The 26,463-nt window shown below is 60.8% G+C and carries 27 protein-coding genes; 11 read left to right on the top strand and 16 right to left on the bottom strand.

Annotated features, from left to right (window positions below; translation table 11 throughout):
* The first annotated feature begins 17 nt into the window (after window positions 1-17).
* Window positions 18-551 carry a DUF4142 domain-containing protein gene (locus A6B35_RS15705; protein ID WP_006200501.1) on the top strand — a complete coding sequence of 178 codons (534 nt, stop codon included), beginning with the start codon at window positions 18-20 and terminating at the stop codon, window positions 549-551.
* The gene (locus A6B35_RS15700; protein ID WP_006200502.1) at window positions 548-868 is read left to right on the top strand and encodes a cupredoxin domain-containing protein; all 321 of its coding nucleotides are present in this window, start codon (window positions 548-550) and stop codon (window positions 866-868) included. Before A6B35_RS15705 ends, A6B35_RS15700 begins: the two co-directional genes overlap by 4 nt.
* Before the next feature lie 54 nt (window positions 869-922).
* On the opposite strand, the gene A6B35_RS15695 is transcribed toward A6B35_RS15700, so the two are convergent.
* From A6B35_RS15695 to A6B35_RS15680, 4 genes are all read right to left on the bottom strand, one after another.
* On the bottom strand, window positions 923-1,822 hold the full coding sequence (locus A6B35_RS15695) for a LysR substrate-binding domain-containing protein (protein WP_040582147.1): 900 nt from the start codon (window positions 1,820-1,822) through the stop codon (window positions 923-925).
* 54 nt (window positions 1,823-1,876) lie between these two features.
* Window positions 1,877-2,998 carry a branched-chain amino acid ABC transporter substrate-binding protein gene (locus A6B35_RS15690; protein WP_006200504.1) on the bottom strand — a complete coding sequence of 374 codons (1,122 nt, stop codon included), beginning with the start codon at window positions 2,996-2,998 and terminating at the stop codon, window positions 1,877-1,879.
* 48 nt (window positions 2,999-3,046) lie between these two features.
* Entirely contained in the window at window positions 3,047-4,369 is a 1,323-nt protein-coding gene (locus A6B35_RS15685) for a serine hydroxymethyltransferase (protein WP_006200505.1), read from the bottom strand.
* Window positions 4,370-4,514: 145 nt separating this feature from the next.
* Complete coding sequence (locus tag A6B35_RS15680) at window positions 4,515-5,429, bottom strand: crotonase/enoyl-CoA hydratase family protein (RefSeq protein WP_040582155.1); 915 nt, start codon at window positions 5,427-5,429, stop codon at window positions 4,515-4,517.
* A gap of 83 nt (window positions 5,430-5,512) precedes the next feature.
* Here A6B35_RS15680 and A6B35_RS15675 point away from each other — a divergent pair, with 83 nt between their 5' ends.
* Window positions 5,513-6,097, top strand: a complete 585-nt coding sequence (locus A6B35_RS15675; protein ID WP_006200507.1) for a TetR/AcrR family transcriptional regulator — start codon at window positions 5,513-5,515, stop codon at window positions 6,095-6,097.
* Window positions 6,098-6,129: 32 nt separating this feature from the next.
* Here A6B35_RS15675 and A6B35_RS15670 read toward each other — a convergent pair whose 3' ends face one another.
* Window positions 6,130-7,350 (bottom strand): anion transporter, encoded by a 1,221-nt coding sequence (locus A6B35_RS15670; protein WP_006200508.1) that lies wholly within the window; start codon window positions 7,348-7,350, stop codon window positions 6,130-6,132.
* A gap of 399 nt (window positions 7,351-7,749) precedes the next feature.
* Here A6B35_RS15670 and A6B35_RS15665 point away from each other — a divergent pair, with 399 nt between their 5' ends.
* The gene (locus A6B35_RS15665) at window positions 7,750-8,223 is read left to right on the top strand and encodes a GFA family protein (RefSeq protein ID WP_006200510.1); all 474 of its coding nucleotides are present in this window, start codon (window positions 7,750-7,752) and stop codon (window positions 8,221-8,223) included.
* 389 nt (window positions 8,224-8,612) lie between these two features.
* On the top strand, window positions 8,613-9,260 hold the full coding sequence (locus A6B35_RS15660; RefSeq protein WP_139032178.1) for a hypothetical protein: 648 nt from the start codon (window positions 8,613-8,615) through the stop codon (window positions 9,258-9,260).
* An 11-nt stretch (window positions 9,261-9,271) separates the two neighbouring features.
* On the opposite strand, the gene A6B35_RS15655 is transcribed toward A6B35_RS15660, so the two are convergent.
* Window positions 9,272-9,541 (bottom strand): hypothetical protein, encoded by a 270-nt coding sequence (locus A6B35_RS15655; protein ID WP_139032179.1) that lies wholly within the window; start codon window positions 9,539-9,541, stop codon window positions 9,272-9,274.
* 167 nt (window positions 9,542-9,708) lie between these two features.
* On the opposite strand from A6B35_RS15655, the gene A6B35_RS35590 reads away from it, so the two are divergent.
* Window positions 9,709-9,903, top strand: coding sequence for a hypothetical protein (locus A6B35_RS35590; protein WP_100084745.1), 195 nt, complete (start codon window positions 9,709-9,711; stop codon window positions 9,901-9,903).
* Window positions 9,904-10,198: 295 nt separating this feature from the next.
* Here A6B35_RS35590 and msrA read toward each other — a convergent pair whose 3' ends face one another.
* From msrA to A6B35_RS15620, 7 genes are all read right to left on the bottom strand, one after another.
* Window positions 10,199-10,717, bottom strand: a complete 519-nt coding sequence (gene msrA / locus A6B35_RS15650; protein WP_006200514.1) for a peptide-methionine (S)-S-oxide reductase MsrA — start codon at window positions 10,715-10,717, stop codon at window positions 10,199-10,201.
* Window positions 10,718-10,804: 87 nt separating this feature from the next.
* Complete coding sequence (locus A6B35_RS15645; protein WP_006200515.1) at window positions 10,805-11,131, bottom strand: hypothetical protein; 327 nt, start codon at window positions 11,129-11,131, stop codon at window positions 10,805-10,807.
* Window positions 11,131-11,334, bottom strand: a complete 204-nt coding sequence (locus tag A6B35_RS15640) for a hypothetical protein (RefSeq protein ID WP_006200516.1) — start codon at window positions 11,332-11,334, stop codon at window positions 11,131-11,133. The genes A6B35_RS15645 and A6B35_RS15640 overlap by 1 nt, the downstream gene beginning before the upstream one ends.
* The gene (locus A6B35_RS15635; RefSeq protein ID WP_006200517.1) at window positions 11,319-11,558 is read right to left on the bottom strand and encodes a hypothetical protein; all 240 of its coding nucleotides are present in this window, start codon (window positions 11,556-11,558) and stop codon (window positions 11,319-11,321) included. The genes A6B35_RS15640 and A6B35_RS15635 overlap by 16 nt, the downstream gene beginning before the upstream one ends.
* A gap of 106 nt (window positions 11,559-11,664) precedes the next feature.
* Complete coding sequence (locus A6B35_RS15630) at window positions 11,665-11,868, bottom strand: hypothetical protein (RefSeq protein WP_006200519.1); 204 nt, start codon at window positions 11,866-11,868, stop codon at window positions 11,665-11,667.
* Entirely contained in the window at window positions 11,865-12,548 is a 684-nt protein-coding gene (locus A6B35_RS15625) for a glycoside hydrolase family 108 protein (RefSeq protein ID WP_006200520.1), read from the bottom strand. Before A6B35_RS15625 ends, A6B35_RS15630 begins: the two co-directional genes overlap by 4 nt.
* A 535-nt stretch (window positions 12,549-13,083) precedes the next feature.
* Window positions 13,084-14,076, bottom strand: a complete 993-nt coding sequence (locus A6B35_RS15620) for a glycosyltransferase family 10 domain-containing protein (RefSeq protein ID WP_006200521.1) — start codon at window positions 14,074-14,076, stop codon at window positions 13,084-13,086.
* Between the two features lie 619 nt (window positions 14,077-14,695).
* On the opposite strand from A6B35_RS15620, the gene A6B35_RS15615 reads away from it, so the two are divergent.
* The 5 genes from A6B35_RS15615 (at window position 14,696) to A6B35_RS15595 (ending at window position 22,155) form a co-directional block, all read left to right on the top strand.
* Window positions 14,696-17,302 (top strand): glycosyltransferase family 4 protein, encoded by a 2,607-nt coding sequence (locus tag A6B35_RS15615; RefSeq protein WP_139032180.1) that lies wholly within the window; start codon window positions 14,696-14,698, stop codon window positions 17,300-17,302.
* Between the two features lie 65 nt (window positions 17,303-17,367).
* Window positions 17,368-18,882: a glycosyltransferase gene (locus A6B35_RS15610; RefSeq protein ID WP_006200523.1), complete on the top strand. Its 1,515-nt coding sequence runs from the start codon at window positions 17,368-17,370 to the stop codon at window positions 18,880-18,882.
* Between the two features lie 169 nt (window positions 18,883-19,051).
* Window positions 19,052-19,969, top strand: a complete 918-nt coding sequence (locus A6B35_RS15605; protein WP_006200524.1) for a sulfotransferase family 2 domain-containing protein — start codon at window positions 19,052-19,054, stop codon at window positions 19,967-19,969.
* Window positions 19,970-19,977: 8 nt separating this feature from the next.
* Window positions 19,978-20,973, top strand: coding sequence for a hypothetical protein (locus A6B35_RS15600; protein WP_006200525.1), 996 nt, complete (start codon window positions 19,978-19,980; stop codon window positions 20,971-20,973).
* A gap of 213 nt (window positions 20,974-21,186) precedes the next feature.
* A complete protein-coding gene (locus tag A6B35_RS15595) occupies window positions 21,187-22,155 on the top strand; it encodes a class I SAM-dependent methyltransferase (RefSeq protein WP_006200526.1) in 969 nt (322 codons plus the stop codon).
* A gap of 1 nt (window position 22,156) precedes the next feature.
* Here A6B35_RS15595 and A6B35_RS15590 read toward each other — a convergent pair whose 3' ends face one another.
* The 3 genes from A6B35_RS15590 to A6B35_RS15580 all read right to left on the bottom strand — a co-directional run bounded on the left by A6B35_RS15590 (window position 22,157) and on the right by A6B35_RS15580 (window position 26,387).
* A complete protein-coding gene (locus A6B35_RS15590; RefSeq protein WP_006200527.1) occupies window positions 22,157-24,823 on the bottom strand; it encodes a right-handed parallel beta-helix repeat-containing protein in 2,667 nt (888 codons plus the stop codon).
* Window positions 24,824-25,205: 382 nt separating this feature from the next.
* The gene (locus A6B35_RS15585) at window positions 25,206-25,679 is read right to left on the bottom strand and encodes a hypothetical protein (protein ID WP_006200528.1); all 474 of its coding nucleotides are present in this window, start codon (window positions 25,677-25,679) and stop codon (window positions 25,206-25,208) included.
* Window positions 25,680-26,006: 327 nt separating this feature from the next.
* Entirely contained in the window at window positions 26,007-26,387 is a 381-nt protein-coding gene (locus A6B35_RS15580) for a hypothetical protein (RefSeq protein WP_244425877.1), read from the bottom strand.
* Window positions 26,388-26,463: the final 76 nt, after the last annotated feature.

The raw sequence follows: 26,463 nt of genomic DNA, 5'->3' as shown, positions 1-26,463 counted from the left end.
CGGGCAAAGGAGATGCCATGTCTATCAAACACACTGCTTCCCTGGCCGCGCTGGTCGCGCTGCTTCTGGTTTCCGCAACCCCTTTCGCACAGGCAGCCGACAAGCCGACCGACCCGCAGATCGCCCACATCGCCTACACGGCAGGCGTGATCGACGTCGAGGCGGCCAAGCTGGCGATCGAGAAATCGAAGACCAAGGAGGTCGTCGATTTCGCCAACGACATGGTGCGCGACCATGAAGCGGTGAACGTGCAGGCGCTCGACCTGGTCAAGAAGCTGAAGGTCACCCCCGAAGACAACGCCACCAGCCAGGCGCTGAGCAAGGCGGCGGAAGAGGAACGCGCCAAGCTCGCCAAGCTCGAGGGTGCAGCCTTCGACAAGGCCTATGTCGCCAACGAGGTTGCCTACCACAAGCAGGTCAACGGCGCGCTCGAAACGCTGCTGATCCCCTCGGCGGAGAATGCCGAACTGAAAAGCCTGCTCGAAACCGGTCTGAAGATTTTCCAGGGCCATCAGCAGCATGCCGAGCATGTCGCCGGCATGCTGAAATGAAAGCCGGCATGCCGATATGCTCGCTCGCGGGCGCTCTGGCGCTGGCGCTCGTCGCCAGCCCGGCGCTGGCCGCCACGATCGAGGTGACGATCGACAAGCTCGTCTTCACGCCGGCAAGCATTGAGGCGAAGGTCGGCGACACGATCGAATGGGTGAACAAGGATGCGTTTGCCCACACGGCCACGGTGAAAGGCGACTGGGAGGTGATGATCCCGCCTGAGTCGAAAGGGCGGATGACGCTCGAGAAGGCGGGAGCTGTCGACTATTTCTGCCGCTTCCACCCCAACATGAAGGGCCATCTGGACGTGGCGCCGTGATGCGTTTGAGACCGGCGGCGAAGCCATCGCTTGTTGCCGCCGGTTGCCATCAAATCAGCCCTGGCTCGCTGCGCTCTGCGCAAGCAGCCAGTCGATCATCTGCGCGGCCTGGGCGGGCGGGCGGTCCGGCGCAAGGATCGAGAGGCTGAGGCCGGTGGGCACGCGCCGCTCCGGGAACGGCGCAACCAGCGAACCTGCAGAAAGCGCGCGCGACACCAAGGCTTCATGCCCCATCAACACGCCGGCACCGTCGATGGCCGCCTGCAGCGCCATGCTGTAGAGCGAAAACTCGGAGCCGGACTCGATCGACGGACTTTTCAGCCCGGCAGCCTCGAACCACAGGCTCCAGTCGCCGGTCCAGGTGGTGTCCCACAGCAGAAGCTGTGATGAGAGATCGACTGGTGTTTTCAGCAGCCCGGCCAATGCCGGTGCGCAGACCGGAAAGATGACATCGTCGCAAAGCTTGAAGGCGCGGCTGCCGGCTGGGGCATGCCTGGTCAGGAAGATGGCGAGGTCGAAGGGCTCGCGCCTGAAATCCGGCGCCTCCTCCAGCGCATGGATGGATGGGCGCAGCGCTGGATGCGCGGCGCGTAGCGCCGGCAGGCGCGGCGCCAGCCAAAGCTGGGCGATCGACGGCAATGCGGCGATGCTGACCTGGGGCCTCGGCGCCGAGATGCGCAGTTCCTGGACGGCAAGGCCCATGGCGTCGAAGGCTGTGGAGAAGGCCGGCAGGGCGGCACGGCCGGCTTCGGTCAGATGCAGCCCTTGGGGGTGGCGGACGAACAACGACGAGCCCAGCCATGCCTCCAGCGCCTTGACCTGATGCGACACCGCCGCCGGTGTCACGCCAAGCTCGTCCGCCGCCTTGGCGAAGCTTTGGTGGCGGGCGGCCGCCTCGAAGGCCCGCAAGGCATTGAGCGGCGGCATTCGAGGTCGCGGCGGATTGACGGCCATCGTCCGTTCCCGGAAAACGTCGGCGGCCGATGTGCGGCCGCCGACGTGGTGTTTCTATTTGAGGGCCACCGGGGTCAGCCTGCCGTCGACCTTCTGCCACTCAAATACGACGAACCCCGGCTGCTTGATATCCCCCTTGTCGTCATAGGAAATCGAACCGAGCACAGTCGAGATGCCGGCACCGGAATGGAGGTAATCGGACGCCGCCTTGGGATCGTCGGCCTTGGCCTTGGCGATGGCCTCGGCAAGTATCTGCGTTGCTGCGTAGGCATAGAGGGTCACCGCCTCGGTCGGCACATTCTTGGCCTTCAGGTCGGCGACGGCATCCTTGGCTTCCGTGAATGTTGCCGGGTCGGGGAACGACGTCATCAGGGTTCCGGCGGCACCGTCACCGCCGATGGCGCCGAATTCGCTGTTGGAGATGCCGTCGCCACCCATCAGGATCGTGGTGACGCCCTGGTCGTGCATCTGCCGCACGATCAGGCCGGCCTCGGTGTGCTGGCCGCCGTAGTAGACGAGGTCGGCGCCCGACTGCTTGATCTTGGCGACGAGCGGGCTGTAGTCCTTCTCGCCGGGGTTGATCTCCTCGTGCAGCACTTCCTTGCCGCCGCCTGCATTGTAGGCCTTGGCCATCTCGTCGGCGAGGCCCTTGCCCGCCGTCGACTTGTCGTCGACGATCGCGATCTTCTTGTCCTTGAAGCGGGTGAGGATGAATTTGGCGGCAATGATGCCTTGCTGGTCGTCGCGGCCGCAGGCGCGGAAGGCATTCCACAGGCCGCGCTCGGTCACCATCGGGTTGGTGGCCGTCGGCGTGACGAACAGAACCCCATTCTCGGCGTAGACCTCGGAAGCCGGAATGGTTACGCCCGAGTTATAGTGCCCGACGACATAGCGTACGCCGTCGGCGACGAATTTGTTGGCGACCGAAACGCCCTGCTTCGGGTCGGAGACATCATCGCCAACAGAGACAGCGAGCTTCTGGCCGAGGACGCCGCCATTGGCGTTGATGCGCTCGACAGCCGTTTCGACACCGACGCGATACTGTTCTCCATAAGCGGCATTCGGTCCCGACATCGGTCCGGCGACGCCGAACACGATATCCGCCCTCGCGGCACCGACAGTCGCGGCAGTCAATAGGGCAGCAGTCATCATCTGCACGATCATGCGCATTTTCATTCCCCTGTTTTTTAGAGAAAGGCGGGCTTTTTCCCGCCGCTTCAGGCGTCAGTTCACAAAATGAAGCTTGTTGAACCGACGCCGGAATGCCGTGACATCCGCCGCGACCTGTTCGCTGGCGTCATTGCCGCGCAGCGCCCTGGCGATGAGAGCCGCAAGTTCCGGCATGTCGTCTTCGGTCATGCCCCAGCGGACGATCTCGGGTGTGCCGAGGCGCAACCCGTTCATGTCGCCGTCGACAGAGTCGATGGGCAGGCCGATGCCGCAAGTCAGGATGTTGGCCTGCCGCAGCTTCTTCGCTGCCGCCTGGCCGCCGCCGAACCCGGCCGCCTCGATGGCGAACTGATGCGATGTCGTGTAGCCCTTGCCGGTCGAAAACACCGGCAGGCCGCGATCGGCAAGACCATCCGCCAGCGCCCTTGCGGTTCGTGCCATCGTCGCGGCGTAGGCCCTGCCGTGGTCCTTCCAGTCCAGAAGCGTGATCGCCAGAGCGGCCGACTTGGCGGCATCGAAGTTGGCGGTCATGCCGGGAAAGGCGATCCTGTCGAGCTTTTCGGCGACTGCGGCGTCATTGGTGACAATCAGGCCCGAAGGCGGTCCGCCAAGGCTCTTGTAGGTGCTCATCGTCATCAGATGGGCGCCTTCCTGGAGGGGTTGCTGCCAGGCGTGTCCGGCAATCATCCCGCACAGATGCGCCGCATCGAAGAGAACCAGCGCGCCGACCTCGTCGGCGATCCCCCGGATCTCGCGAATGGGATGCGGCAAAAGATTGAGGCTGCTGCCGATGGTTATCATCTTCGGCCTTACCGATCTGGCCATGTCGCGCAGCTTGCCGACGTCGACAGTGTAGCCGTCGGCATCAACCGGTGCGGTGTGGATGTCGAGCCCGTAAAGCCCGGCGCAGCCGGCCATATGGTGGGTTACATGGCCGCCGATCGCCGGCGACGGGACGATGATCCCGTCGCCCGGCCGAGCCGCAACCATGAACGCATAGAGGTTGGCGATGGCGCCGGACGGCACCCTGATCTCGGCATAGCTGGCGCCGAAAACTTCGGCCGCCAACTCGGCGGCGATCACCTCGATCTGCTCGACACCCTCCAATCCCATTTCATATTTGTCGCCGGGATAGCCCAGCGACGGGCGCGATCCCAGGCCGGAAGCCAGTGCCGCTTCGGCCTTCGGGTTCATCACATTGGTCGCCGGGTTGAGGTTGATGCAGTCCGCATCGTGGATCGACCGGTTCAGCTCGATCCCGCTGTTGATCGCCGCCATGACGGCGTCGGTCTTCTGACCGCTCGTCTTCTGCGCCAGCTGCTGGGCAAATTCGTCGCAGAGCGATGGAACCCAGGGCCTGCGAGCGAGAGCGACCATCGATGCCTCCTTTGCCAACCGCCGACAATGCGGCTGCGAATGGAGCCTAAGGTGGAGCCGCCGGTCGCCAATGCGCAAGCGAGTAGTTCTAGCGCCTAGGCTTAGGAAAATTAGGTCTACCCGCCCAGCGCCTATCGGAGGTGGACTATTTCTGCCGCTTCCACACCGACATGAAAGGTCGTGTCGCGGCGGCGCCCTGATCCTGTGCGCCAGGCTCATCCAGCGCCAATGAGGCTCGCCTCGCCTCGTCCGGCCGCGTGACGTGCGTCCACGAGCCGCCAAAGCCCGGCTTGCGCCGCCCGATCCAGGCATCCAGCCCTTCGCGCAGGTCGGCAGTCGCGGCCATGCGGGCGAATTGCTCGGCCTCGACCAGCAGACCTTCGGCAATGCTCTGGTTGAGGCCGCGGGCCACCGCGGTGAGTATGCTCGCCACCGCCGCTGGCGAGTGCCTGACAATGCGACGGGCGAGATCAAGTGCGGCCGACATCAGTTCCGCGTGCGGCACCACCTGGTTGACGAGGCCGAGTTCGAGCGCGCGCTGCGGCGAAAACGTCTCGCCGGTCAACAGCAGTTCGAGTGCTCGCTTGCGACCGGCGAGCCTCGGCAGGCGCTGCGTGCCGCCGAAGGTCGGTGGCATGGCAAGCCTGATCTCGGGCTTGGCGAACAGGGCTCGCTCGCTGGCAATGGCAAGTGGCACGGCTTCGGTGATTTCGCAGCCGCCACCGAAGGCGAGGCCGTTGACGGCGGCGATGACGGGCTTGCGGAAGGCTTCCAGCCGCGCCGTCAGCCGCTGGCCGCGCATGACGAAGTCGCGCAAGGCGACATCGGCGCCAAGCGCCACGCTGGCCGAGAATTCGGAAATGTCGCCACCGGCGGAGAAGGCGCGCTCTCCTGCTCCTGTGAGAATGACGGCGCCGATGGCATCGTCGGTCTCGATCGCATCGAGGATTTCAAGCAGGCGGTCGATCAAAGCATAATTCAAGGCGTTGAGTTTCTCGGGGCGATTGAGCGTCAGCACCGCGACGCGGTCGCGGGTTTCGCAAAGCACAAGCTCGGTCATGTCTTTCACCTCCTGCATGGAAGGGCCGCAGGGGATCAGCTTTCGGATTGTCTGTATATTCACTAGTCGGTATACATAGCGGCATGACCGACCTCGCCAGCCCTACCCGCAAACGCATCGTCGATGCTGCGACGAAGCTCTTCTATGCTGAAGGAATCGGCCGCGTCAGCGTCGACGCCGTGGCTGAAAAAGCCGGCCTTACCAAACGCACGCTCTACTATCACTTCAAGAGCAAGGACGATCTGATCGCCGCCTATCTCGATAGCCGCGACCAGCCGAACATCAAGCAGATGGCCGGCTGGTTCGAGGCGGCGGAAGGTAGCATTGAGCGCAAGGTCGAAGCGATCTTCACCAATCTGGCGCGCGTGGCCCGGCACCCGAAATGGAAAGGCTGCGGTTTCCTGCGAACGGCGGCGGAACTGGCCGCAATGCCCGGGCACCCGGCAGTCAAGGCTGGATCGCGGCACAAGAAGAATTTCGAAACCTGGCTGGCCGGCGAACTCTCGGGCCATGGCGTCGGCGAGCCGCAAGTGCTGGCGCGCGAAATCGTCCTGCTGATGGACGGCGCCTTCTCGATCATGCTGATCCACCGCAACCCCGACTATGTCGAGGCAGCCGGACGCGCCGCAGCGACGCTCGTCCGGGCACGATCCCGGCACAAGGACTGATCGCGCAGGCTCGGGCGCTTGACGCCCCTTGCCTAAAGCGCCAGCCAGGCCGTGCCGGCGAGAAGGGTGACCAGCGTCAGCGGCAGGCCGACCTTGAAGAACGCCCCGAAAGACAAAGGCGTGCCGGCGCGCCGCGCCTGCTCGGCGACGATCAGATTGGCGACCGAGCCAAGCAGCGTGAAATTGCCGGCCAGCGTCGAGCTCATGGCCACGACCAGCCAGGCGCGCTCGGGGTTTTCCAAGCCCGGGATGAACGGCCGCAGCGCCAGCACGGCCGGCACATTGCTCATGATGTTGGACAACACCGCGGTGAAGCCGGAGAGCCGCCAGACGTGATCCAGGCCGAGGTCCTTTGCCGAGGCGATCATGTCTGATGTCAGCAGCGTCTTTTCGGCACCGGCAACGACGATGAACAGGCCGGCGAACATGAACAGCAGCGGCCCGTCGATCTCACGGTAGATGCGGGCAGGCTTGATGGCGCGGGTGAGCAGCAGGATGGCGCCGCCGATCAGCGCCGCTTTGGCGACGGGCACGCCGGCGAAGAAGGCGATCGCCAGGCCGATGCAGACGACCACGGCCTTCAGCACCTGCCCCGGCAGCATGCGGCCACGATAGACTTCGGGTGTTAGCTCGGCCGTGCGCGCGAATTCGGCCCGGTAGACCATGCGCACGATGACGATGACGACGACAAGGCCGAACAACGCAACCGGCGCCAGTGCGGCCGAAAAGGCCGGGTAGGAAATGCCCGACAGCGCACCGATGACCATGTTCTGTGGATTGCCGGTGATGGTGGCGACGCTGCCGCAGTTGGAGGCCGTGGCGGTGGCGATCAAATAGGGGATCGGATTGCGGTTGATGACGCGGGTGACGTGGACGACGATCGGCGCCATCACCAGGCAGATCGCGTCATTGACCAGGAACGCCGAGAGCACACCGGTCAGAAGCGTCAAGATCACCAGGAGCATGAACGGCGCGTGCGCGTGCTCGATGGCGAAGCCGCCGAGAGCGCGAAAGGCACCCGAGACCTTCAGATGCGCCACTACGATCATCATGCCGAGCAACAATGTGATGGTGTCGAAATTGATGGCGCGATAGGCGTCCTCCATGCTGAGCGCGCCGACGGCGATCATCGCCGCGCCGCCGAGCAGCGCGATCCCTGCCCGGTCGAGGCGCAGTCCGGGGATGCGGCCGACGGCGACGCCGGCATAGGTCAGGACCAGGATCAGAAGTGCGGCCACGCCCGTCAATGTCATTGGCAGAAGTTCCGTCCAAGCTCGTCAGTCCCTGCCTCGACAGACTCGGCCCGGCAGACATTTCGCTTCATCTTTAGCAAGCATCCGGCAAAGCGAAAGCGCCGGGCGCGCTTTGCGCCCTTGAAACTTTGACGCGCCAGTGCCGGACCACGCGCGCCAGTTCGGCAACGAATGCGACTGGCCGAAGGTGCCGACCCGGCGCCGCCGTGCCGGCACGCGACGGCAGTGCCGCCTCTATCGCCGCCAGGAGCCGGTTTTCGATTTCCCGAATTGATGCGCGCTCGCCCCCTGCCCGCATGTAGGCGTGGAACCGTTACGCCTCGTGCGAATTGATTCGGGCAGACATTCCGGCGCGATGTCGCAGCAGGCTTGAGGAGGGCGCCGGCAGGAGGAACAGCCATGTCCAGCGATTTCAGGCGAAGCGGCAGCTGCCTGTGCGGCGGTGTCCAGTTCTCGGTGATCGGCGAACCGCTTCGCGTCGGGCTTTGCCATTGCAAGGATTGCCGCAAGACCAGCGGATCGGCCTATTCGGCTTTCGCTGTGTGGCCGCTCGAAGCGTTCGAGACGGCCGGGATCGTCAGCACCTACGGCGGCAGGAGCTTTTGTCCGACTTGCGGCGGGCGCGTCACCTCGGTCGGCGAGGACGAGGTCGAAGTGATGATCGGCAGTCTCGACGTGGCGCCGACCGAACTGCAGCCGGGCTACGAACTCTGGATCAGCCGGCGCGAGCACTGGTTGCAGCCCCTGCCCGAGGCCCCGCAGTTCGAGCATGACCGCTTCGACGACGAGAGCGGCGTTGACGGCCCGACAGGCAGGCCGGACGCCGGCGAGCCGCTGTCAGCCGGCATCCGCCAGTTGCTCAAGTCGGCCTAGCATGCAGCAGCGGCCCCCTCTAACCCAGCACGGCAGGCCGATGCCGCATTTTGCAACCGGCGGTCGCTTTGCCGAGGTGGTGATGGTCAGCTAAGAATCATCTTGCGGTGGACCTTTGGAACCCGCTTTGGCCGGCGCGGCTCAGGCAACACTTCCAGCATTGCCGCGTCGGCCTCGCAAAACTTTAAGAATGCCTAAACCTATTCTTGACCGGCGATTCGTACAACTTTTAGTATTATTTTGCGACTCAAGCGGTTTGGTTATCTGGTGAATTACCAAGTTGTGGTTGCGCTACCAGATCATATATTCTTTTAATGAAAGAAAATTCCCCCGGGTTCATATCTCCTGGATATGTCAACTATCCTACTCAAGTACGTGGTCGAGTTGGCGTGGAGAGTCTTGCTGGGCTTGTACAAAAGGCCACCTTTGTTTCTTTAGGCTTTTGCTACATAGTGTTGCGAATCTTGAAACCGAACGGGGCGGTTTTCATGGAGTCGGCACTTGAACGTGGTCGCGGAGTTCATCGGCGATATCCACCGATCGATGGGTTCTGGACCTGGGATATCAAGCGTGACCGGGTCTACGGTGACGCCAATCTTTCCGACTATTTCGGGCTGACGCTTGAAGAATTTTCCCACGGCGCATCGCTCGAAAGATGCATGCAAAGCATCGAGGCCAAGGATCGCCTGAGGGTCCATACGGCGATCCGCAGGGCGGTGGAGCGGAGATCGAGCTTCCGCGAGGTCTACATGGTGCGCTCGGAAAAGATGGGGCTTCGCAAGATCCTGTCCGTTGGCCAGTGCTATGTCGACAATCTCGGGGAAGCGGCTCTGTATCCCGGCTGGTTCGTCGACCTCACGCGGGAAGCCGATAGCGAGGAGGCCTCGCTGTGCGAGATCCACAGCCTTATCGAGCAGGCCAAGGAAATTTCGCAATCTATCGGGCAGGATCTGCTCGGCTATCTTCTGGACAATGCCCAGGACGAAGTGCAGCAACGCCTTGGCGGCGGCGGATCAAGGAGGCGCAAATCGTCCTAGCGCAAACCTTGCTAGCTTCTGGGCGGGACCTTGCCGTGCCTGCTGACTTCGGCGGTCACCATGCGAGCGAAATGGGACTGGGGCGAGCGGCTCTCCAGCAGCCTGGCACGTTCCAGGGCCCTGTCGCCGTAAAATTCGACCAACACCGCGGCTGCCGTAGCGGCATCCGCCTTCAGCTTGCCGACATCGGCCCGCGCACTCTGAGTCGAGTTACCGCTTCTGGCGATCACATCCAGCATGGCCTGCAACTTGTCGGGAGTGCTGCCCTCGTCTTCGTGCATGGTCGCGGTCCGATTGGTCGCGCAAAATATCGACATTTCCGAAAAATGTCCAACAGCTTCGCTGATCAGCCGCTGTTGCAACCGAGTACAGCTTCGCCGTGAGTTCCACTACAATCTTCATGCAAGCACAGTCAGACAGAATTCATTTGCAGACTTTGGGGGCACCGATGGACCAGCCTAGCAAAATGGAAAACCTGCAGTTCGCGCAGGGAATATTGCGGGAATTGCGCCAGAAGGCCGAGGCCGATGGCGAGAAGCTGCTGACCTATCTGATCGACATGGCTTACCTTGAAACCAGCGACCGCATCCGCGCGCACTGGATCGGCAGCCACGAGACCGAAAGCCGCCGAGCCAAAGGCTGAGGCCGACCGAGTATCCGGGCGAGCAGTCCGGTGCGGACGCGGAGCGTTGCCGAACCCCTGAAACGCAAAAAGCCCGCCGTGCCTTTCAGCACGACGGGCGGGATCCTGGTGGTATCGGCGGTCGGAATCTGATCGTCGACACAAGCAAGCCCGCGCCTCTCGCAGAAGACGCGGGCCGACCGGGATGCCGGTCCCGATCAGGCAGCATACCCGTTGCGCGCTGCCGGAAAAAGAACTCTTAGCGTCGTCTAATGTTCCGGCGATGGCAGGGAAATTCGCCGCGCGCCGATCGGGCCTATGAAGCAGCCTTTTCGCGAACCGGAAGCTTCCAGCCCGGTCTGACGAAATGGCAGGTATAGCCGTTGGGATATTTCTCCAGATAGTCCTGATGCTCTGGCTCGGCCTCCCAGAAGTCACCCACAGGCGCGACTTCGGTGGCGACCTTGCCCGGCCACAGCCCCGAGGCATCGACGTCGGCGATGGTGTCTTCGGCAATGCGCCGCTGTTCGTGACTGGTGTAGAAGATCGCCGAACGGTAGCTCATGCCGACATCATTGCCTTGGCGGTTCCTGGTTGTCGGATCATGGATCTGGAAGAAGAATTCGAGCAGGGTCCGGAAGTCGATCCGGGCGGGATCGAAAATGATCTCGATCGCTTCGGCATGGGTGCCGTGGTTGCGGTAAGTGGCGTTGGGCACGTCGCCGCCGCTGTAGCCGACGCGGGTCGAGATCACGCCGGGATAGCGCCTTATCAGGTCCTGCATGCCCCAGAAGCAGCCGCCGGCAAGGACTGCGCGTTCGGTGGAAGTCGCCATAGCATGTCTCCTTAGGATTTCCCCTAAGGTGGGCATTGTCGCGGCTTTCGTCCAGTCGCGAATGTCCGGGTGCCATCGACGCGCGTGTCACTCCTCCCTGGCCGCCGCCTTGAACCTTCGCACGATGACCTCGAAGAGGATGTCGGAGATCCACATCGCCGAGACGCCGACGAGGAAGGCGGCGGCGAGCGTGGTGGTGTCGTCGGCCGGATCGGGGATCGGCAGGCCGGTTGCCTTGAAATACGATACGACCGGCAGCGTGAGATAGGCTGCCGCCAGCGCGCCGCAGATCGGCGAGGCGACCATCTCGCGCAGCTTGTAGCGATGGCGCGACAGCGCCCTGAGCACGCCGCCGGCAAGGCCGGCGGCCACCACCGGCCCCTTGATGCCGAGGAGATCGAACAGATCGTGCATCACGGCCTCCAGCCGCAGAGCTTTTGGCCCTTGCGATTGTGCGAAAGCAACGCCCTCGCCTCCTGGCCGGACAACGCGTCGACGGCCTTGGCCGACAGGCGCAGCGGCGAAGAGACTGCGCAGAAGCCGCCCAAGGCGGACGTGCAGCCGGCGACGACAAACGCGACAAGCACCAGTAGTGCGAGGATCAGTCCCTTGCCCATGATTTCAGCTCCTTTCGGACTGTGTCGGCGCTTAGCGCGCCGATATCGTTGTCGACATGGTCGGCGATGTCGCGCGCCGCAGCCTCCTTGGCCGCCTGCCTGGCGCGCTCCGCACTGGCGCCGGCCAGCCGCTGGTGGAGACCCCAGCCAAGTGCGGCAACCACCGACGCCAGCAGAGCGGATATCGTCGGGTTGCCGAGGAAGAAGGAGAGCAATGCCGTCATGACAGCCACCACACGACGATCGCGCCGGCGACGAGCAACGCGCCGATAGCCCAGGGCAACGCCTGGCGGATGAGCTCGGTGAAGATCTCGACCATTTCGCGTCTCCTCACTTCAACCAGTGGAATTTTCGCGCCAGCACGTACCAGGCTTCGGTGGCGGCGCTGAGCGCCAGGCCGACGCCGGTCTCGAGCGCCATCTGGATCTCGGGATCGGCGGACAGGACGGCGGCATCGCCGGCGCCAATCAGGCCGCGTGCGACGAGGATGCCGGCGCCGTAGCGCAGCGCAATGCGGATGATGACGGCAATCATGCTGGCTTGCCTCCAAGGATGAATTTGAAAATCGCCGAAACCAGGCGCCAGAACGCATTGCGCCCGACAGCCGCGCCCGGAACGGCCGGAGCAGCAGCAGGCGCCGGCGAAGCGTCCGATGACTGGGCCCGCCGGGGTGCAAGAGACGGATCATCTGGAGGCGGCGCGGCCGCCGAAAGCAACAGCGCCTGCGTGCGAACCGAGCCGACCCGCTCGCTCCAGCCCCTGCCGAAGGTCGGCCAGGTCGGCAGCCGCTTCAGGAAGGCCAGCCGGGCATCGCAGAGCGCGTCGATGACAGCGCCGGCGGGTCTCGCCTTCACGGCGCTCAGCGTCGCCGGACCGATTCTGCCGTCCTGGTTGGCTCCGACGATCGCCTGCAGGTATTTCGCCGCCCTGCCCGGCCCGCTGTTCACGGCAAAGTCGAACACCGCGTAGTCGAGGCCACCCGGAAGCTCGGCACCGGCAACGGCATCCCAGTAGAAGCGTCGATAGACGGTGCCGACCTGTTCATCGCTGATCTTCCTGAGGTCGGCCCTGGTGGCATCCGCTTTCACATAGCGGCGGAAATTGGCAAGCGTGACGCCCTTCATGGTGGCGCCACCCGGATCGGCCGGATTGTCCGACCAGCCGCCTTCGGATTTCAAGACGAGCGCAAGCGCCCGCGCAAAGTTGCGGTCCATGGAAACCTCTTGAGGTTGTGGGGGAAGAAATGGTCGCGCAGTGGTGGCCGAAAATTGTCGGCAAACGCGCTGTTCGATACGCCGCGCCGCGCCAGGCAGTGGATTTCCGGCCGGGGCCTCGGAAAAGAATTGGTGTTTTAGAGAAACCTTAATTACCCTTGCCTAAGCTTGACGAACGGCGAGTGGGGCTCGTCGCACTATCGGCTTGGGGATTGGCGCTTGGGAGACAGCGCCGGGTTTGGGCGAGATGAGTTTGTTGTTTTCCGAAGCGGGCGAGTGCCAAGGCTGTGGCGGCACCGGCAGGATTTTCGAGTGTCCGCGATGGCGCGCCTCGAACGGACATTGCTGTCCCGCAGGCACGCATCGCCACATATGCCCCGGTACGACTGTCCACTGCTCGGAATGCACGGGCACCGGCGACACGGCCCGCAGGCAGCCGCTTGAAGCGCGCCGCCTCAATCCCTTCAGCCGCGACGCGCTCTAGCGGACAAGTCACCGGCAAGGCGGAACCCTTGCGCCGATACTTTCGCCGCCTTCAGGCTGAAACCTTCTTTCTCCATTTGCGCAGCCGCGTCCTGAGATAGGACCGCAAGCCGAAGGGAAGCCGGGCCCGTCCCGCTTGTGGGGCGGGGCGGCGCTGCATCTGTTGATGCACGAGCTTCATCAGCCGGCAGAATCCGGATGCTTCCACTTCTTCCATGCGCGCGACAAGGCGCTCGGGCAGCGGCAGCGAGCGCCAGGCGAAATAGGCCTCGAAGGCGTCCGGCGTTTCGACCAGATGGCGCAGATATGCCGCCAGATCGGCCGCATCGCTGAAGTCGGCCGCGTTGATGTAGGAATTCGGCGGCACGTATTCGTCGACATTCGGCGCACCCAGATAGACCGGCACCGTGCCGGCCTCGAAGGCATCGAAGATCTTTTCGGTGACGTAGTCCGTCTCGCTCGAGTTCTCCAGCGCCAGGCAGAACCTGTAGCGCGAAACGGTCTCGATCTTCGTCGTCCGCCCGAGATCGGGGCCTTCGATCGTCCGGTTGCGGAAATGCCGCCCGTAGGAATCGACGCCGATGTGGCGGGCAAGCTCGCTCACCAGGTCGACGCGCCTGCTATGGTTCAGCGGCGCCGATTGGAAAAGCACGAGCGGAGCCGCTTCGGTCTTGGCCGCGACCGGTTTTGCCAAAACCTCATCCCACCAGCATGCGCGAGGAAGATAGGGCGTCCAGATATCCGATCGGCGCTCATGCGTCATGGTGAAGTCGAAATGGCGCATGTAGTCCGGGTCGGCGAAGCGCTTGTAGTTCTGCCGGCTCTCCATCGTCCAGCCGATCCAGTACTGGCCGGGATATTTCCAGGCATCGCCGATCTCGCGATAGTCCGGAATGTGGAAAACCACCGCCGCCGCCTCGGCAATGCGACGCTTGTCCAGTGTCCAGCGCCCGGGAAGGTCGCACTGGATGGAGGCGATGTCGACGGGCTTGCCGAAAAGCGTCGTGTAGAAAAGGATCAGCGGCTCTGTGGCGTCGGCCGGCATCTCAGAGTCCGCGGCCGAAATCGCCACGCCGGACGCCAGACAGCTGTCCAGCGGTCGGCAAGCCCACACGCTGCGCGATGGCATGACAGACCGCGGCGAAGGCTCGCGGCATGTCTGTCATCGGGAATGTCTGCCGGGGCTCCATGGCCGTCGGAGTTACCCGTTCATCCTTCCGGCATCAAGCACATTTCAGCGGGGAGTTCGGCCCTGCAGCGCCCAGCTTGCTTAGCGGATTCCGGTGGATCGGGGCTTCGGAGCCAGCCTTTGGATTTGACGACGAGCGCAAGCAGCGCGTGAGGCCGTGGGAGCCTCTTGGCGTCCGTTGTCCGCAATGCGGTTTGATGATGGCCTTTGACGCGCACGGGGATCGCCGCGCGAGATCAGCCGCAAGAGATGCGGTAATGAGAACCGCTTTGAGGTTGTGAGGGATTTGTCGATGTTCTAAGAACTCGATGCCCCCCTGAGCATTGAGTCCCGGTTAAAGGCGATGCTTGTCGAGAGCCCAACCGCCAACAACATGAGCGTTATGTCCTCATTTTTCCACGCCAGTACGCGATCCAGCTATCGAAGCCTGGCAACACCGATCATAAGGCGGCTTAGGCAGACACAATACTTTCCATTGCTCACGCTCTTCGATCGCCATTGGTACGCTTCCCGCTACCCGGATGTAATCGGCTTCAGAGGCGGCGCTTTTGCGCATTACGTCCGCTTCGGAGCGGCGGAGGGCAGAGATCCGAGCCCTTATTTTTCGACCCGCTACTATGTTCGCCAAGGCAGCGGGGTATCACCCGGGGGCGCCGTCCAGCACTATCTTAAAAAGGGCTGGCGCATGGGTTTGAATCCTCATCCTCTCTTCGATACCAAATGGTATCTCAGCAAAAATCCCGATGTTAAAAAAGCGGGAATCAATCCGCTTCTTCATTGGATTCTTTTTGGCATCCGCGAAGGCCGGATGCCGTCTCCGGCAATCGATGGCCCCTGGTATCTAAGCCTTTACCCCGATGTCGCCGCGGCCGGTGCCAATGCGGGCGATCACTTCCTCCGTTACGGCGGATCCGAACTCCGCAATCCAAATGCATATTTCGATGCCGGATGGTACGTGGATACCTATCGCGATGCCGAGGATTTGGGACAAGACCCACTTTCACACTTCGTCGAATTCGGCGCGGCAGAGGAACGTGATCCAGGGCCGAAGTTTTCGACCCGAAAATATCTGGACCAACACCCGGCGCTGCGCACCGAAAAGGCGAATGCGCTTGTCCATTATCTGACGCAGGGCCGCCAAAACGGGCTGCAGTCCTTTCCGAGCGATCGCGGTCTCACAGTGCCTCGTCGCTACTTTTCACTTGGCGAGCTCTCAGCCGGCGCCGTTTCCGGTCTCCAAGAACCAGAATTGCTTTCCGTCCGACAAAACTTCCTGTTTCGGCCCCTGAACGTCGAAGTGGATCCCACGCTTTCGGCTGATCCTCGGGTGCTGATCCTGCTGCCGGGGCTCAATCGGCGACACGCAACCGGCGGTCCGAACACCGCATACATCCTCGGCGCGCTTCTCGCGGAGGCCGGCGTTCCGCTCAGCTTCGTCTCGGTCGATGCTCCTCCAGATACGGACATCGGTCCGCTGAAGAGCCATATCCGCCAACTGACCGGCGTCGATTGCGACAAATACGGTGTCCAGTTTCTCGACGCCAGCAATCGGCAGCGGCCATTCAAACTCGGGTATAACGACATCCTGTTCGCAACGGCGTGGTGGACGGCCCAACCCGCCAAAGCCGCCGCCGCAATGCTCAGGAATCGCCGTATCTACTATCTGATCCAGGATTTCGAGTCCAAATTCTATGGCGGCAACGACACCCATTCTGTCGCGCAACAAACTTATAGCTTCGACCATCTCCCGGTCATCAACACCACATTTCTGCGCGACCAATTGGCGACCGAGCGGATCGGTCGATATGCCGATCAGGCTTTTGCCGCCTCGGCGATCGTGTTCGAACCTGCTGTCGACAGGAGTTATTTCTATCCGCAGCAGCGCGCCGCGAACGCGCCACATCGCCTGCTGTTTTATGCGCGTCCGACCATGGCGGAGCGAAATCTCTTCGGCCTGGGTCTGGCAGCCCTAAGAGCCGCCGCATCCAATGGCATTTTCGACGAAGGCGCCTGGGAATTCATCGCAATGGGCGAGGATATCCAGCCTGTAGCCTTGGGCGGCAAACATATGCTCAAACCTGCCCCGTGGCTTGATTTCCCGAAATATGCGGAACTGATGAGAACGTCGGACATGCTTTTGTCGCTGATGTTTTCTCCCCATCCCAGCTATCCGCCTCTCGAGATGGCAGCTTGCGGGAAGCCGGTCATTACAACTTGCTATGGTGTAAAAACACGCGAACGTCTGGCGCAGGTTTCGCCATATATTGTTGGTGTAGAGCCGACCATCGATGAGATCGCATACGGCATCTCGCGCGCGCTTCTCAGGCGGGACCGCCCGATACCGGGGCTGACCGATCATCTCCAGGCTTTCCCGACAAGTTGGAAATCGAGCCTGTCGCTGATATTGCCTCAGTTGCTGGGTGAATTGAAAAAGGATGGGATCACGCCGCGGACCGAACCACCCTTGCCCCGGTCGGTCAAACAGCTTCATCGCCGAATACTCCCGGGGGAAGTCGAGCTGGCCATCGAGCGGCGCAAAGCTTTTTATCGAGACGCTGCCGATGACGACCTGATTGCTTATCTTGGAGCCGGCAAGAGCCGTGTTGAGTTGAAGGCTTTCGAACGCTCTCTTTTGGCGCAAGATTCCAAACATGCGCCGGAATGGATCGTGAAGACCGCTGACAGTCGCGCACTCGGCGACATTTCACATGGCATAGTCCATGTGCAGCATGTCGACAGCGCTCTTCGAGATACCCTGGAAAGAAGCCGAAAGCAGTATGTCGTCTGGGTCCAAAGCGCCTGCGAACTCCTTCCCGATGCTACAAGGATCATTGAGGCAGCCCTGGAACAATCGGGGCTTCCCGAGATACTCATCGTCACGGGCAAGCCCTATGACAACAGAGGGACACTGCATGGTCTGTCGGACCCCATCGTTGTTATTGACCGACGGGCTCTTCTTTCATCAGGCATCGATCTGGACTCATTTGATCCAGAACTCGCGGTGAAGCGCATCCTTGGCGATCCTGCCAAGGCGCCTCGATTGGATGAACATCTGGTGCTTTTCAGAAGCGAAAATAAGTAATGACGAACTCCCCTCAAAGCGCAATTCCCTACGCGTCCTACTTTGAGCGACATCTGGAAGGTCGATTGGCGAAAGCACCGACTGACCGAAACACGCCGATTTCGGTGATCACGACGGTCTATACTAAAACGAATGTGGCTCTGTTCCTGGAGACGGCGAAGTCGATTAAAGCGCAGACCGTTACGCCGCACGAATGGCTCGTCCTATCCCACGGCGCGATTTCCGATGACCTTTCGACCGCGTTGGAGCGGCTAAGGGATGAGGGTGTTCTCAGATGGCTGACGCTGGACGAGAATCTCGGCATCCAGGGCGGACTGAGATATTGCCTGGAGCAGGCAACCGGTGAATTCGTCCTCAGCCTCGACGCCGACGACCTGCTGACGCCGGATGCCATTGCGCTGCTTTCCGACGCGGCTGCGGTCTCGCCGGAGACTCTCGCTTTCTATAGCGACGAAGATATCCTCGTCGATGATGTGCCAGTTCATCCTTTCTATCGGCCGGCCTTCGACCCGGTCCATTTCTTCTCACATTCCTACATTTGGCACTGCATCCTCTTCCACCGCGCGACGGCGCTCGAACTGGACGTCTACACAAACGCACAGACCGAATATGCCCAGGACTGGGACCTGCTGATTCGATTTGTTCGAGCCGGACATGAACCGGGACATATCCCCGAAGTCTTGTATCACTGGCGTCACCACCAGTCTTCGCTCTCGAACAGCGGCAGTCTTTTCGATGGTTCCGTCCGCTCGGTCAAAGGCTGCCTCGACGCGATCAGGCTTGGCGACTATGCGGATTTGCTTTCGATCGAGGAATATCCGATCGGGCCACCGGCGTCGGATTTCTACCTGCGACGCAGCGCCTCGCATGTGCCGCCGTGCCTGTTGCTCACCATGTCCGACTCCGAAGATGTGCACAGCGCCGGCATCGAGGGGGATATCTTCTCCCGATCGGCGCATGTGCAAGCCGACCGTGGAACCAAGGGGCTGCATGCGCTCAAGGAAGCAATCGAAGATAGCCGTGAAGCCCTTGTCTGCCTCCGCAACGACACCGTGACCGATTTCGAGCAACTCGGGATCCTTCAGGCCTTCAAGCATCTCGAACTGGTGCCATCGGTCCAGGTCGTGAGCGGCATGCTGTCCAGCAAGTTGGGGACCGTTGTTCACGGTCCAGTGGTGAGACTCGACGGTAGATTCAGCGACCTGAGCGCAGGCAGGCCGGCTATCGGCAACAACGCTCATATGTTCAATATCTGGAAGCCACATTGCGTCGATCTTCCCTGCCTCGATCTGATGATCGCCCGACGAGAGTTTCTGCTCGATGCACTGGCTGCGGCACCGGCAAATCTCGCGCTGCGCTCGCTGGCCTGGTGGCTGGGCAGGACAGCCTGTCGGACAAGGCAGAGAGTAGCTTTCGAGCCGCTTTTCATGGGTTTCGTGACCGACGAGACAAAGCTCACAGGCGATCCGCCTACATCGCTGCTAAGATCCGAAGCGGCCTTCGGTCCATCGGACCTCCATGGCAGCCCACCGCGCGGGCTTTCGAGGATCGCAGGCATGTCTGTACATCACACGCGTTAGGAAAGAGGCGACAACCATCTGGTCGACGCCGGCCGTTGGTCGCTCTTCACGGGGCGAGAGGACGCTTCTTTTCACGAGATGCGGTTGTGGAACCTCTCCTGGGGTTGTGGTGACCAGTTCTTTTTTTTAGGGGAACAGTGCTCTATTCTCGACCGTCGAGCGAGGGACTATGAGACTGGAAGCCGTTACAGATCAGAATTTTTGCGAAGACGACTATCTGATCGCCAATCCGGATGTCAGAGCGGCAGTGGAAAAGGGTACTCTCGCCAGCGGCCTGCGCCATTTTCAGCAGCATGGCTATCGGGAGAAGCGGCATCAGCGCGCGCCACTCATCTTTTTCGTGCATGTTCCAAAGACCGCCGGATCGACGGTCAACTCGCATCTGATGGAACTGCTTTCAGACGGATCAATCCATTCTGAAGGGTGGTTCTTCGACGATGCCAATATGTGCCGGCTGGACACTTTTTCGTGGGTCTCAGGCCACATCACCTATTCCAGGGCCAGCACTCGCATCCGGCAATTCACCAACCGCCGTGTTGAGTATTTTGCCTGTGTTCGAGATCCTACGGATCGGGTCCGGTCGCACTACAACTTCCTGATAGAGATTTTCCATCGCAGCGGCTACGACAACAACCCCGACTGGGTGAAAAGCATGTCGGAGCAAATCCGAAAGTCCGGCTACAGCATACCAGCCATTCAGGCCAATTTGCTCGAATACAAGTCGCATTTCCTCAACTGTCAGACTTTGTTATTAGCCAGGGATGACCCTCCCGTAGCGGGCGCGTTCGGCTCGTTCAAATTTGTTGCCACGCCAGACCGGCTCACGGAGCTCCTGTACACAATGACCGGCAAGAAGGTACCCGTGGTGAGGCGGGAAAATGAAAGCTCGCACCATTTTGACCCGCAGCTGTTTCGTGAGCCGGAAATGGAGTCCTTCCTTCGCCGACACAATGCCCTCGATGAACAATTGTTTGAGTTCGCCCGATCCGGCAAGCTGTCCAACCCGACTGAGGCATGGACCTCGCCGCCGTGGAGAGCGCGGGCGCGCGCTCTGGCGCTTCGAACCAAACGACGCCTCGGCGCATAGGTAGAATTATGAAAATTGCCGTCTTGTACCTGGCCCGCAAGAGCGGCGATCACATCGCGCGGTTTGCCGCGTCTTATAAGCAATTTCCGGCCGGCGCCGACCATGAGCTGATCATCCTTCACAAAGGCGAAGGCGCTTCATGGTTTGCCGGGGGCCAGCCACTGTCCCACTTCCGGCACAGGCCCATCGTCGTTCCTGAAAGCATCGGCCAGGATATTCATGCCTACAAATACGCGGCGCAGAGGATCGATGCCGACCTGATCCTTTGTCTGAATACGTACGCCGAGATCAAAGCCGCGGACTGGCTGGCGAAGATGGTCAGCCACATTACCCGGCCTGGCGTCGCGGTGGTTGGAGCGATGGGATCTCACGAGAGCTTTCGCGACAGTTACAAGCTTTCAGTCAAGGTTGATTGGGTTCTGGCTAAAACACCTCGCTTCAATGCCCGCATCGCGCGTGAATTCCGGTTTATCGCAGTCGGCCGCAGCGCGGAGTGGCTTACGGCAGGCGATTCTAGGATGAACAGGGCGCGCCGATTCATCGCAGATTTTTGCCAGCGCCGCCCGCGCCTTCAAACCGTCGCGGATGATTTCGAGCGGTATTGGGACGAAGCCGTGCCGAAAACAAGCTGGCTCTATCGGTTTCCTTCTTTCCCAAATCCCCACATCAGGACCAATGCATTTCTAACAAGCCGCGAAACGCTTTTGGCCACACCCCTCGATGGTGACAATGACAGGGAGGCATGTCTTTTGTTCGAGAGCGGCGAGCGCGGTCTGTCCAGATCTGCAACCGGGCGTCTTTTGGTCATCAACTCCGCCGGCGAAGCATTTGAAACCGATCGATGGGTGGAAAGCCAGACCTTCCGCCTTGGCTCTCAATCCGGACTGCTGGTCGGCGACAACAACACGGACTTTTGGAACACGTTTGACGAGGACGAGCGGATAACCGTTTCGGGCACGACGTGGGGCGTCGGCCACCCGCGACAGTTCCCCACCTTTCCCTGAGCGTTTCTGGTGCGACAGCACCCCTTGCTGAGGATCGTTTGTGCTATTCGCTGCCTGGTTGAGCCGTCTCGCCCGCATAGAGGGGATGCGGTCATGGGATCTCTCGGATTGTGGGGATTGCCAGGCAACCATTGCGCACAGTTCATTAGGCCGGTTGTGTCTGCGGATAGGTCGAGTTACTAGGCGCCTCAACCGCGATGCTGGGAGGGTCCTATGGGCGCCACGACACTGCTTCGAAAACTGAAGGGCTCCATGTTTCCGAAGCTTGTTTTGGATAGAACGCTTTTGGACAAACAGATTGCCGAACTGCAAGGGACCCTCAGCGATGTTACCGCCAAATATGAGGCCGAGTTGACTGCTGCGCGGGCGGCGGTAGCGCAAGCGGCGGCAGCGGCCGCGCAGGCATCGGCAGCGCAGGCAACTTTCCATTTCAGGGGTTATGACATCCCTGTCGACCTGATGCGGATGACTGGTGGCGGGCCGGAGACCTTTGAAGAGATTTCCGCCATGCACCAGAAGAACCTGGCGAAGTGGATCGGCATCGAGCCTCAGCACAGCATCCTCGAGATCGGCTGCGGCATCGGCCGCGATGCTATCCCGCTTTCGACAACCCTCACGCGAGGCAGCTATGTCGGCGTCGACATCATCGGGCGATCGATCGACTGGTGCACTGCTTACATTGGAGCCAGGCACCCCAACTTCAGATTCGTCCACTACGATGTTGACGACCAGCTTCACAATCCAGATGGAACGACGCGCACAGAAGCGATCGTCCTGCCGATTGAAGATCAGTCCATTGACAGGATTTTTCTCTTTTCCGTCTTCACGCACATGTACCAGAAGGACATCGAGCACTATTTGCGCGAGTTCCGCCGCGTCTTGAAACCGGATGGCCTGGTCTATGCGACCACCTTCATCTACGACGACGCCATTCTGGAGAGCGCGCGCCGCACCAACAGGACGATTTTCAATCTCCGGTTCGAGCATGAACTGCACGAGGGGTGCCGGATCAATAGCCTTGAATACCCTCTTGGTGCGGTCGCCTTCACAAGGGAGCTCTGGCAGAAGATGTTGATCGCCGGCAGCATGAAGTTGGCCAAGCCGATTCTCAACGGACAGTGGTCGGGCTTCTACGACAAGTTCGACGACGGCCAGGATGTTTTGATTCTTCAGCCGGCATAAATTATGCGTTCGCTGACCGGCCTTCCTCATACCAGTTGGTGCCGTCCCAAGTCATGACCAGCATATCCGATGCGGAGGTGGTGAAGTTTCCGGCCATCTTGAGGTTGCTACCTGCAGTGACCGTGAGGATGCCGTCGAAGATCATGCGGATTGTCGTACCGGCCCGGATGTTCGTTCCGCTAATCGACGTGATGCCAGTAGTTCCGGTCACATGGAACAGGTTTCCGGTGGGCACGACGGTTGCTGCGCTAGCAGCATCGGCACCCTTGAAGTTGTGGAATATGCCGGTTCCGTTCCAACCAGACTTAATGTCGGTTGCATCGAAGTCCGACGTATCATTGCTGGTTCGCAGGAAGACATCGAGCAGGCCGCGGCCGTTGCTTGCGTTCCGTGTAAAGCCAAGCCCAGCCTTAGCGGATCTCGTTTCGGCGCCCGATCCGGTGACCGAGAACCCTAATGCCGCCACACCGGCACCGACGTTGTCGTTCTCGATTCTTTCTACGATCTGGAAGGAGTTGGCCGCGGCGTAGGCATGGACCGGGCTTTGTGGCGGCTTGGTGTAGCTGCCGACGATAAGATTGCCGACCGCGTAACTGCGATAGGTCTCGTACCAGACCGATCCGATCTTACGAAAGCGCAGGACGCCACCGTTGGGGACCAACGTGTTTTGTGCGCCGAGGAGCGACAGCGTTGCGCCATTCACAAGCGTCGTGTTGTCGTCCGTGACTAGAAGCTCGAACTCCTGCCCGTCGTAGCCATCGTCGAAGGTCGTGATGCTCGTTGCCCCAGCGTTTGCTGTCTTGATGACGCCCGTGAGGTCAGCACCGACCGATGGCGTGGTGTCGCCGCTGGTGAAGGTGAGGACGACGGTAACGGGGTAGTTGTTCCTGATATGATGCCCGGTGCCCACCGTTCCGCTGGTGCCCACCACAGCGTCCACGGTGGAATCGGCCCGGTTGCCGATAACCGTGCATCCGGCCGCGCCAGCAGTCAGGTACACGCCGTAGAACGTGCTCGTCGTGTCATGGAATTTATTGCTAGTAACGATATGGCCATTGCCGCCCGAAAGGTGGATGCCGAAGTTCGTAGTCACCCCCGCAGTCCCAGGCATAGCAATATCATTGCCGGAGAAGACGTTAAAGAACCCGCCGATAGCTTCGATGCCGTACCAGGGAGTAATTACCGATGGGTTCGTCTTGAAAATCTGGTTATCGCGAACTTCAGTATAAGCGAACCCGTTCATATAGATGCCTTGAACATAGGCATTAACATGGTTGCCGAAGATCGCCATTGCCGAAGCAGTCGTCGTCGTCGTCAGGATAATTCCGTTGTCAACCCCGACGATGCGGCAATCGATAACCGCCACGCCATCGCCGTAAGAAGGCGTGTCGCTATCGCTCACGATGCCATTGATCATGTGATAGAAATGACTGCTCAGAACGTGGCAATCGTTGCATCGCGTTAGGTAGACGCCGTGCGTCTGAAGAAATGGCGTTTGCCCGTCGTCATCCACCCCCTTGAAATCGCATCGCTCGATCGTGGTATTCCAACCGTCGACTATATGGATGCCCTTTGTCCAATAGTCTGCATTCGTGTCTTCGCCAATGAAGCTAAGGTTTGCAAAATTGGCAACACTAGTGCAGTTCGAAATCGAAGCCGGGGTGAGCGTGTGCTTGAACGCTGTGCCGCCGCTGGCCTGGTTTGTTTTCAGGCTGAAGTCGCGGATGTCAATCTGGCGGCTCCATTGTACAAAACCAGTGACACGCGTCGACGTGATATCGAAACCGCCATCGGCGGCTGTCCAGCGAAGAATTGAGACATCGGTTCCGCTGCCGTAAAGCCGAAGCGGAGACTGGCCGATATTCTTGGTGATCTTGGAGGCAAGCGTAATGGTGCCTGTCGGTAGCTGGCCCGGGTTGCTCGTGGCCACGAGCACGTCGATGAATCGACCGAAGGCCGTATCGCTGGCGACGCCATCGATTGTGCAACCGAACCAAAGCGGATTATAGGGGCCGTCCACCTGACGCACCCACGCGCCAGCAGTAGTGGCGATCGCATCAGCTTTGATCCACAAAGCTTCGCCAGGATCAAGCGCCACTAGGGTCGAAAGGTCGCCAGCCCTCCATACGAAGATGCCAGCCCTATTCGGCTCGGTCAGGAGCGCAACAATATCCTTTGTGGTGTCAAGTGCCTTCAGAGCCGTACGCGTGGCAACGTAGGGTGCGGTATCGAGATAGTTCCGAACGTCGCTGACAAGCTCCTTGCCAAGAAGAACGAGGCCGGTGGCGCCTGGCACAATTCCGGCCACGGTATCGGGGATGATATCGATATCATCGTCACCCACTTGAGGATCGTCGGTGTTGAACAGAAACACCTTGTCGGCGTTGGTGGCGCCCTCCTGCACGCGGACAGTCATTCCCTTCTGCATGGTGCGCGCGGTACGCGCATCGGCCGCCCGATACCACTGCCCTTCCGAAGCCGTGCGAATGCCATTTTCCGAACCGTCGGTCTGGTCCTTGACCAGCACGCGGTCGCCGACTTCCGTCACGACGCCGTCGATCGTCAGCAGGCCACCGGTATCGACATCGATATTCCCCGTGGTGGCGAGGCGTACAGGTTCGCGTTCGCCCGTGAGAAGACGGACGGCGGCAGTTGCAGGTTGGGCCATAGGCTTGCTCCATAAAAAAGCCCCGCGAAAGCGAGGCTTGGACATTTGAGGAATTGGGCCGCTGTTGCGGCTGTTTCTCACTTGGGTCGGCGCAGTCGTTGCGCACGGCGTGTTTCTACTTGTCGCGGTCCGTCGGGGCACTCTTGATCCAGCCCGCTCCCATTGGCCGTCAAACGATCTGATGGTGGCCGAGGGCGCTAAGCCGTCCTCGGCCTGTGCGGCATAAACAAGGCTGAGGGAAAGGCAACCGGATAGGGCCAGGCGCACGGGAAGAGCCCCTTTCAAACCGGCTGGGAATAGGTGCGTCTAAGACGCAGGCGGAGGTGGGTGGCTTCCGCGATCGCTGGATCTGAATAGGTTCTGCCGCCGCAGGCGCGGCAGATCAGTGCGGAATCAGCGGCAGTATCTTCTCGTCGAGGAATTTGAGCCGGCTCGCCAGCATCTCGGCGTTGGCGGGATTCGCGTCGACATTGACTGGTATCAATTTCGCTACGGACTTTCCGTGGCGTGCAGCCTCGACCCAGTCTTCAAGCGCACCGATATAACCATCGAGAGCCTCGAAGGGAGTCCTGGTGTCGTCAGCCGGGATATATGTCGGTGGCACATCGCCCACGATCACCCAAATCCATTCTGGCACGTCTGGCCTTCCAGGCTCAATCTCAAACAGAAAGATGTAGACAATGCCTTCGGCGTCATATCCGAGATACTCGCCCTTGATGGACAACACCCAATCGTGGAATTCGAGGTGTTTGCGTGCCTCAACGCGGGCAGAGTCAAGCTCGTTTTCGCCTGTGCTGACATTTACTGGTGGCAGCCGCACTACAGTCGCAAGGTCTGGTTTGGCTTCGTTCACCATAGCCGGCTCCCTTCCAGATTTTGCAGTCTCTGCCTAGTCCGGCGCTCGAAGTCTCTAGCGTCCATGTGGCGCTTCATGTGATCGGCCCGGGTGCGGGGGCGAATTGCGGTGACAGTACACTCTTTTCCATGAGCCAGTCCGGAGGTTCACTCCAGTCACGTGGGTGCGACCACTAAAAGTGCACTGTCACCGTAATCAACGGCAATCCCCAGGCGCACGAGGAAGAGCCCTTCCAAACCGGCTGGGAATAGGTGCGTCTAAGACGCAAAGGCAGGCGGCAGGACCAGACGCTTCCACAAGCCTCCGCGCTGCTTCCCGACCTCAGCATTACTTATTGCCGTCGTCGAACCGTTTGATGGATGCGGAAGGGAGGCCCAGCAATTCATCAAGCACATCGAAGGCGCGCTCCGACATCACGAGGTTCAGGTTCTGGTTGATCCCGAAGTCATCGTGACCTGCCCTGCCGTCCACCTTGAGCCAAACGAACGGCGGGAGTTCGACATCGGGCTGCACTAGGTAAAAATCCTCGGATATGGTCACCTCCGCATCGGCGAATGTGGCGCCAGAGATGCCGATAGCGAGCAATCCACGTTTGGCTTCTTCGGTCACGAGGAAACAGGGAAACGAGGTCACAAGGACATCGCCAAGCCAGGCATCGAATTGGTAGTGGAGCTTGCTCACGATAGGCGGATGGACGCTGGTGTCCATGACGGTGCCCTCGCTCAGCTCGCCGGCTACCAGAGGCTTAACTTCATAATATCTCATAGCCGATTTGTCGGTCGGC

It is taken from the genome of Mesorhizobium amorphae CCNWGS0123, from assembly GCF_001686985.1.
GTDB classification, from domain to species: domain Bacteria; phylum Pseudomonadota; class Alphaproteobacteria; order Rhizobiales; family Rhizobiaceae; genus Mesorhizobium; species Mesorhizobium amorphae.
The sequence above is the reverse complement of the archived record's forward strand: the minus strand, read 5'-3'. Positions and strand labels throughout refer to the sequence as shown.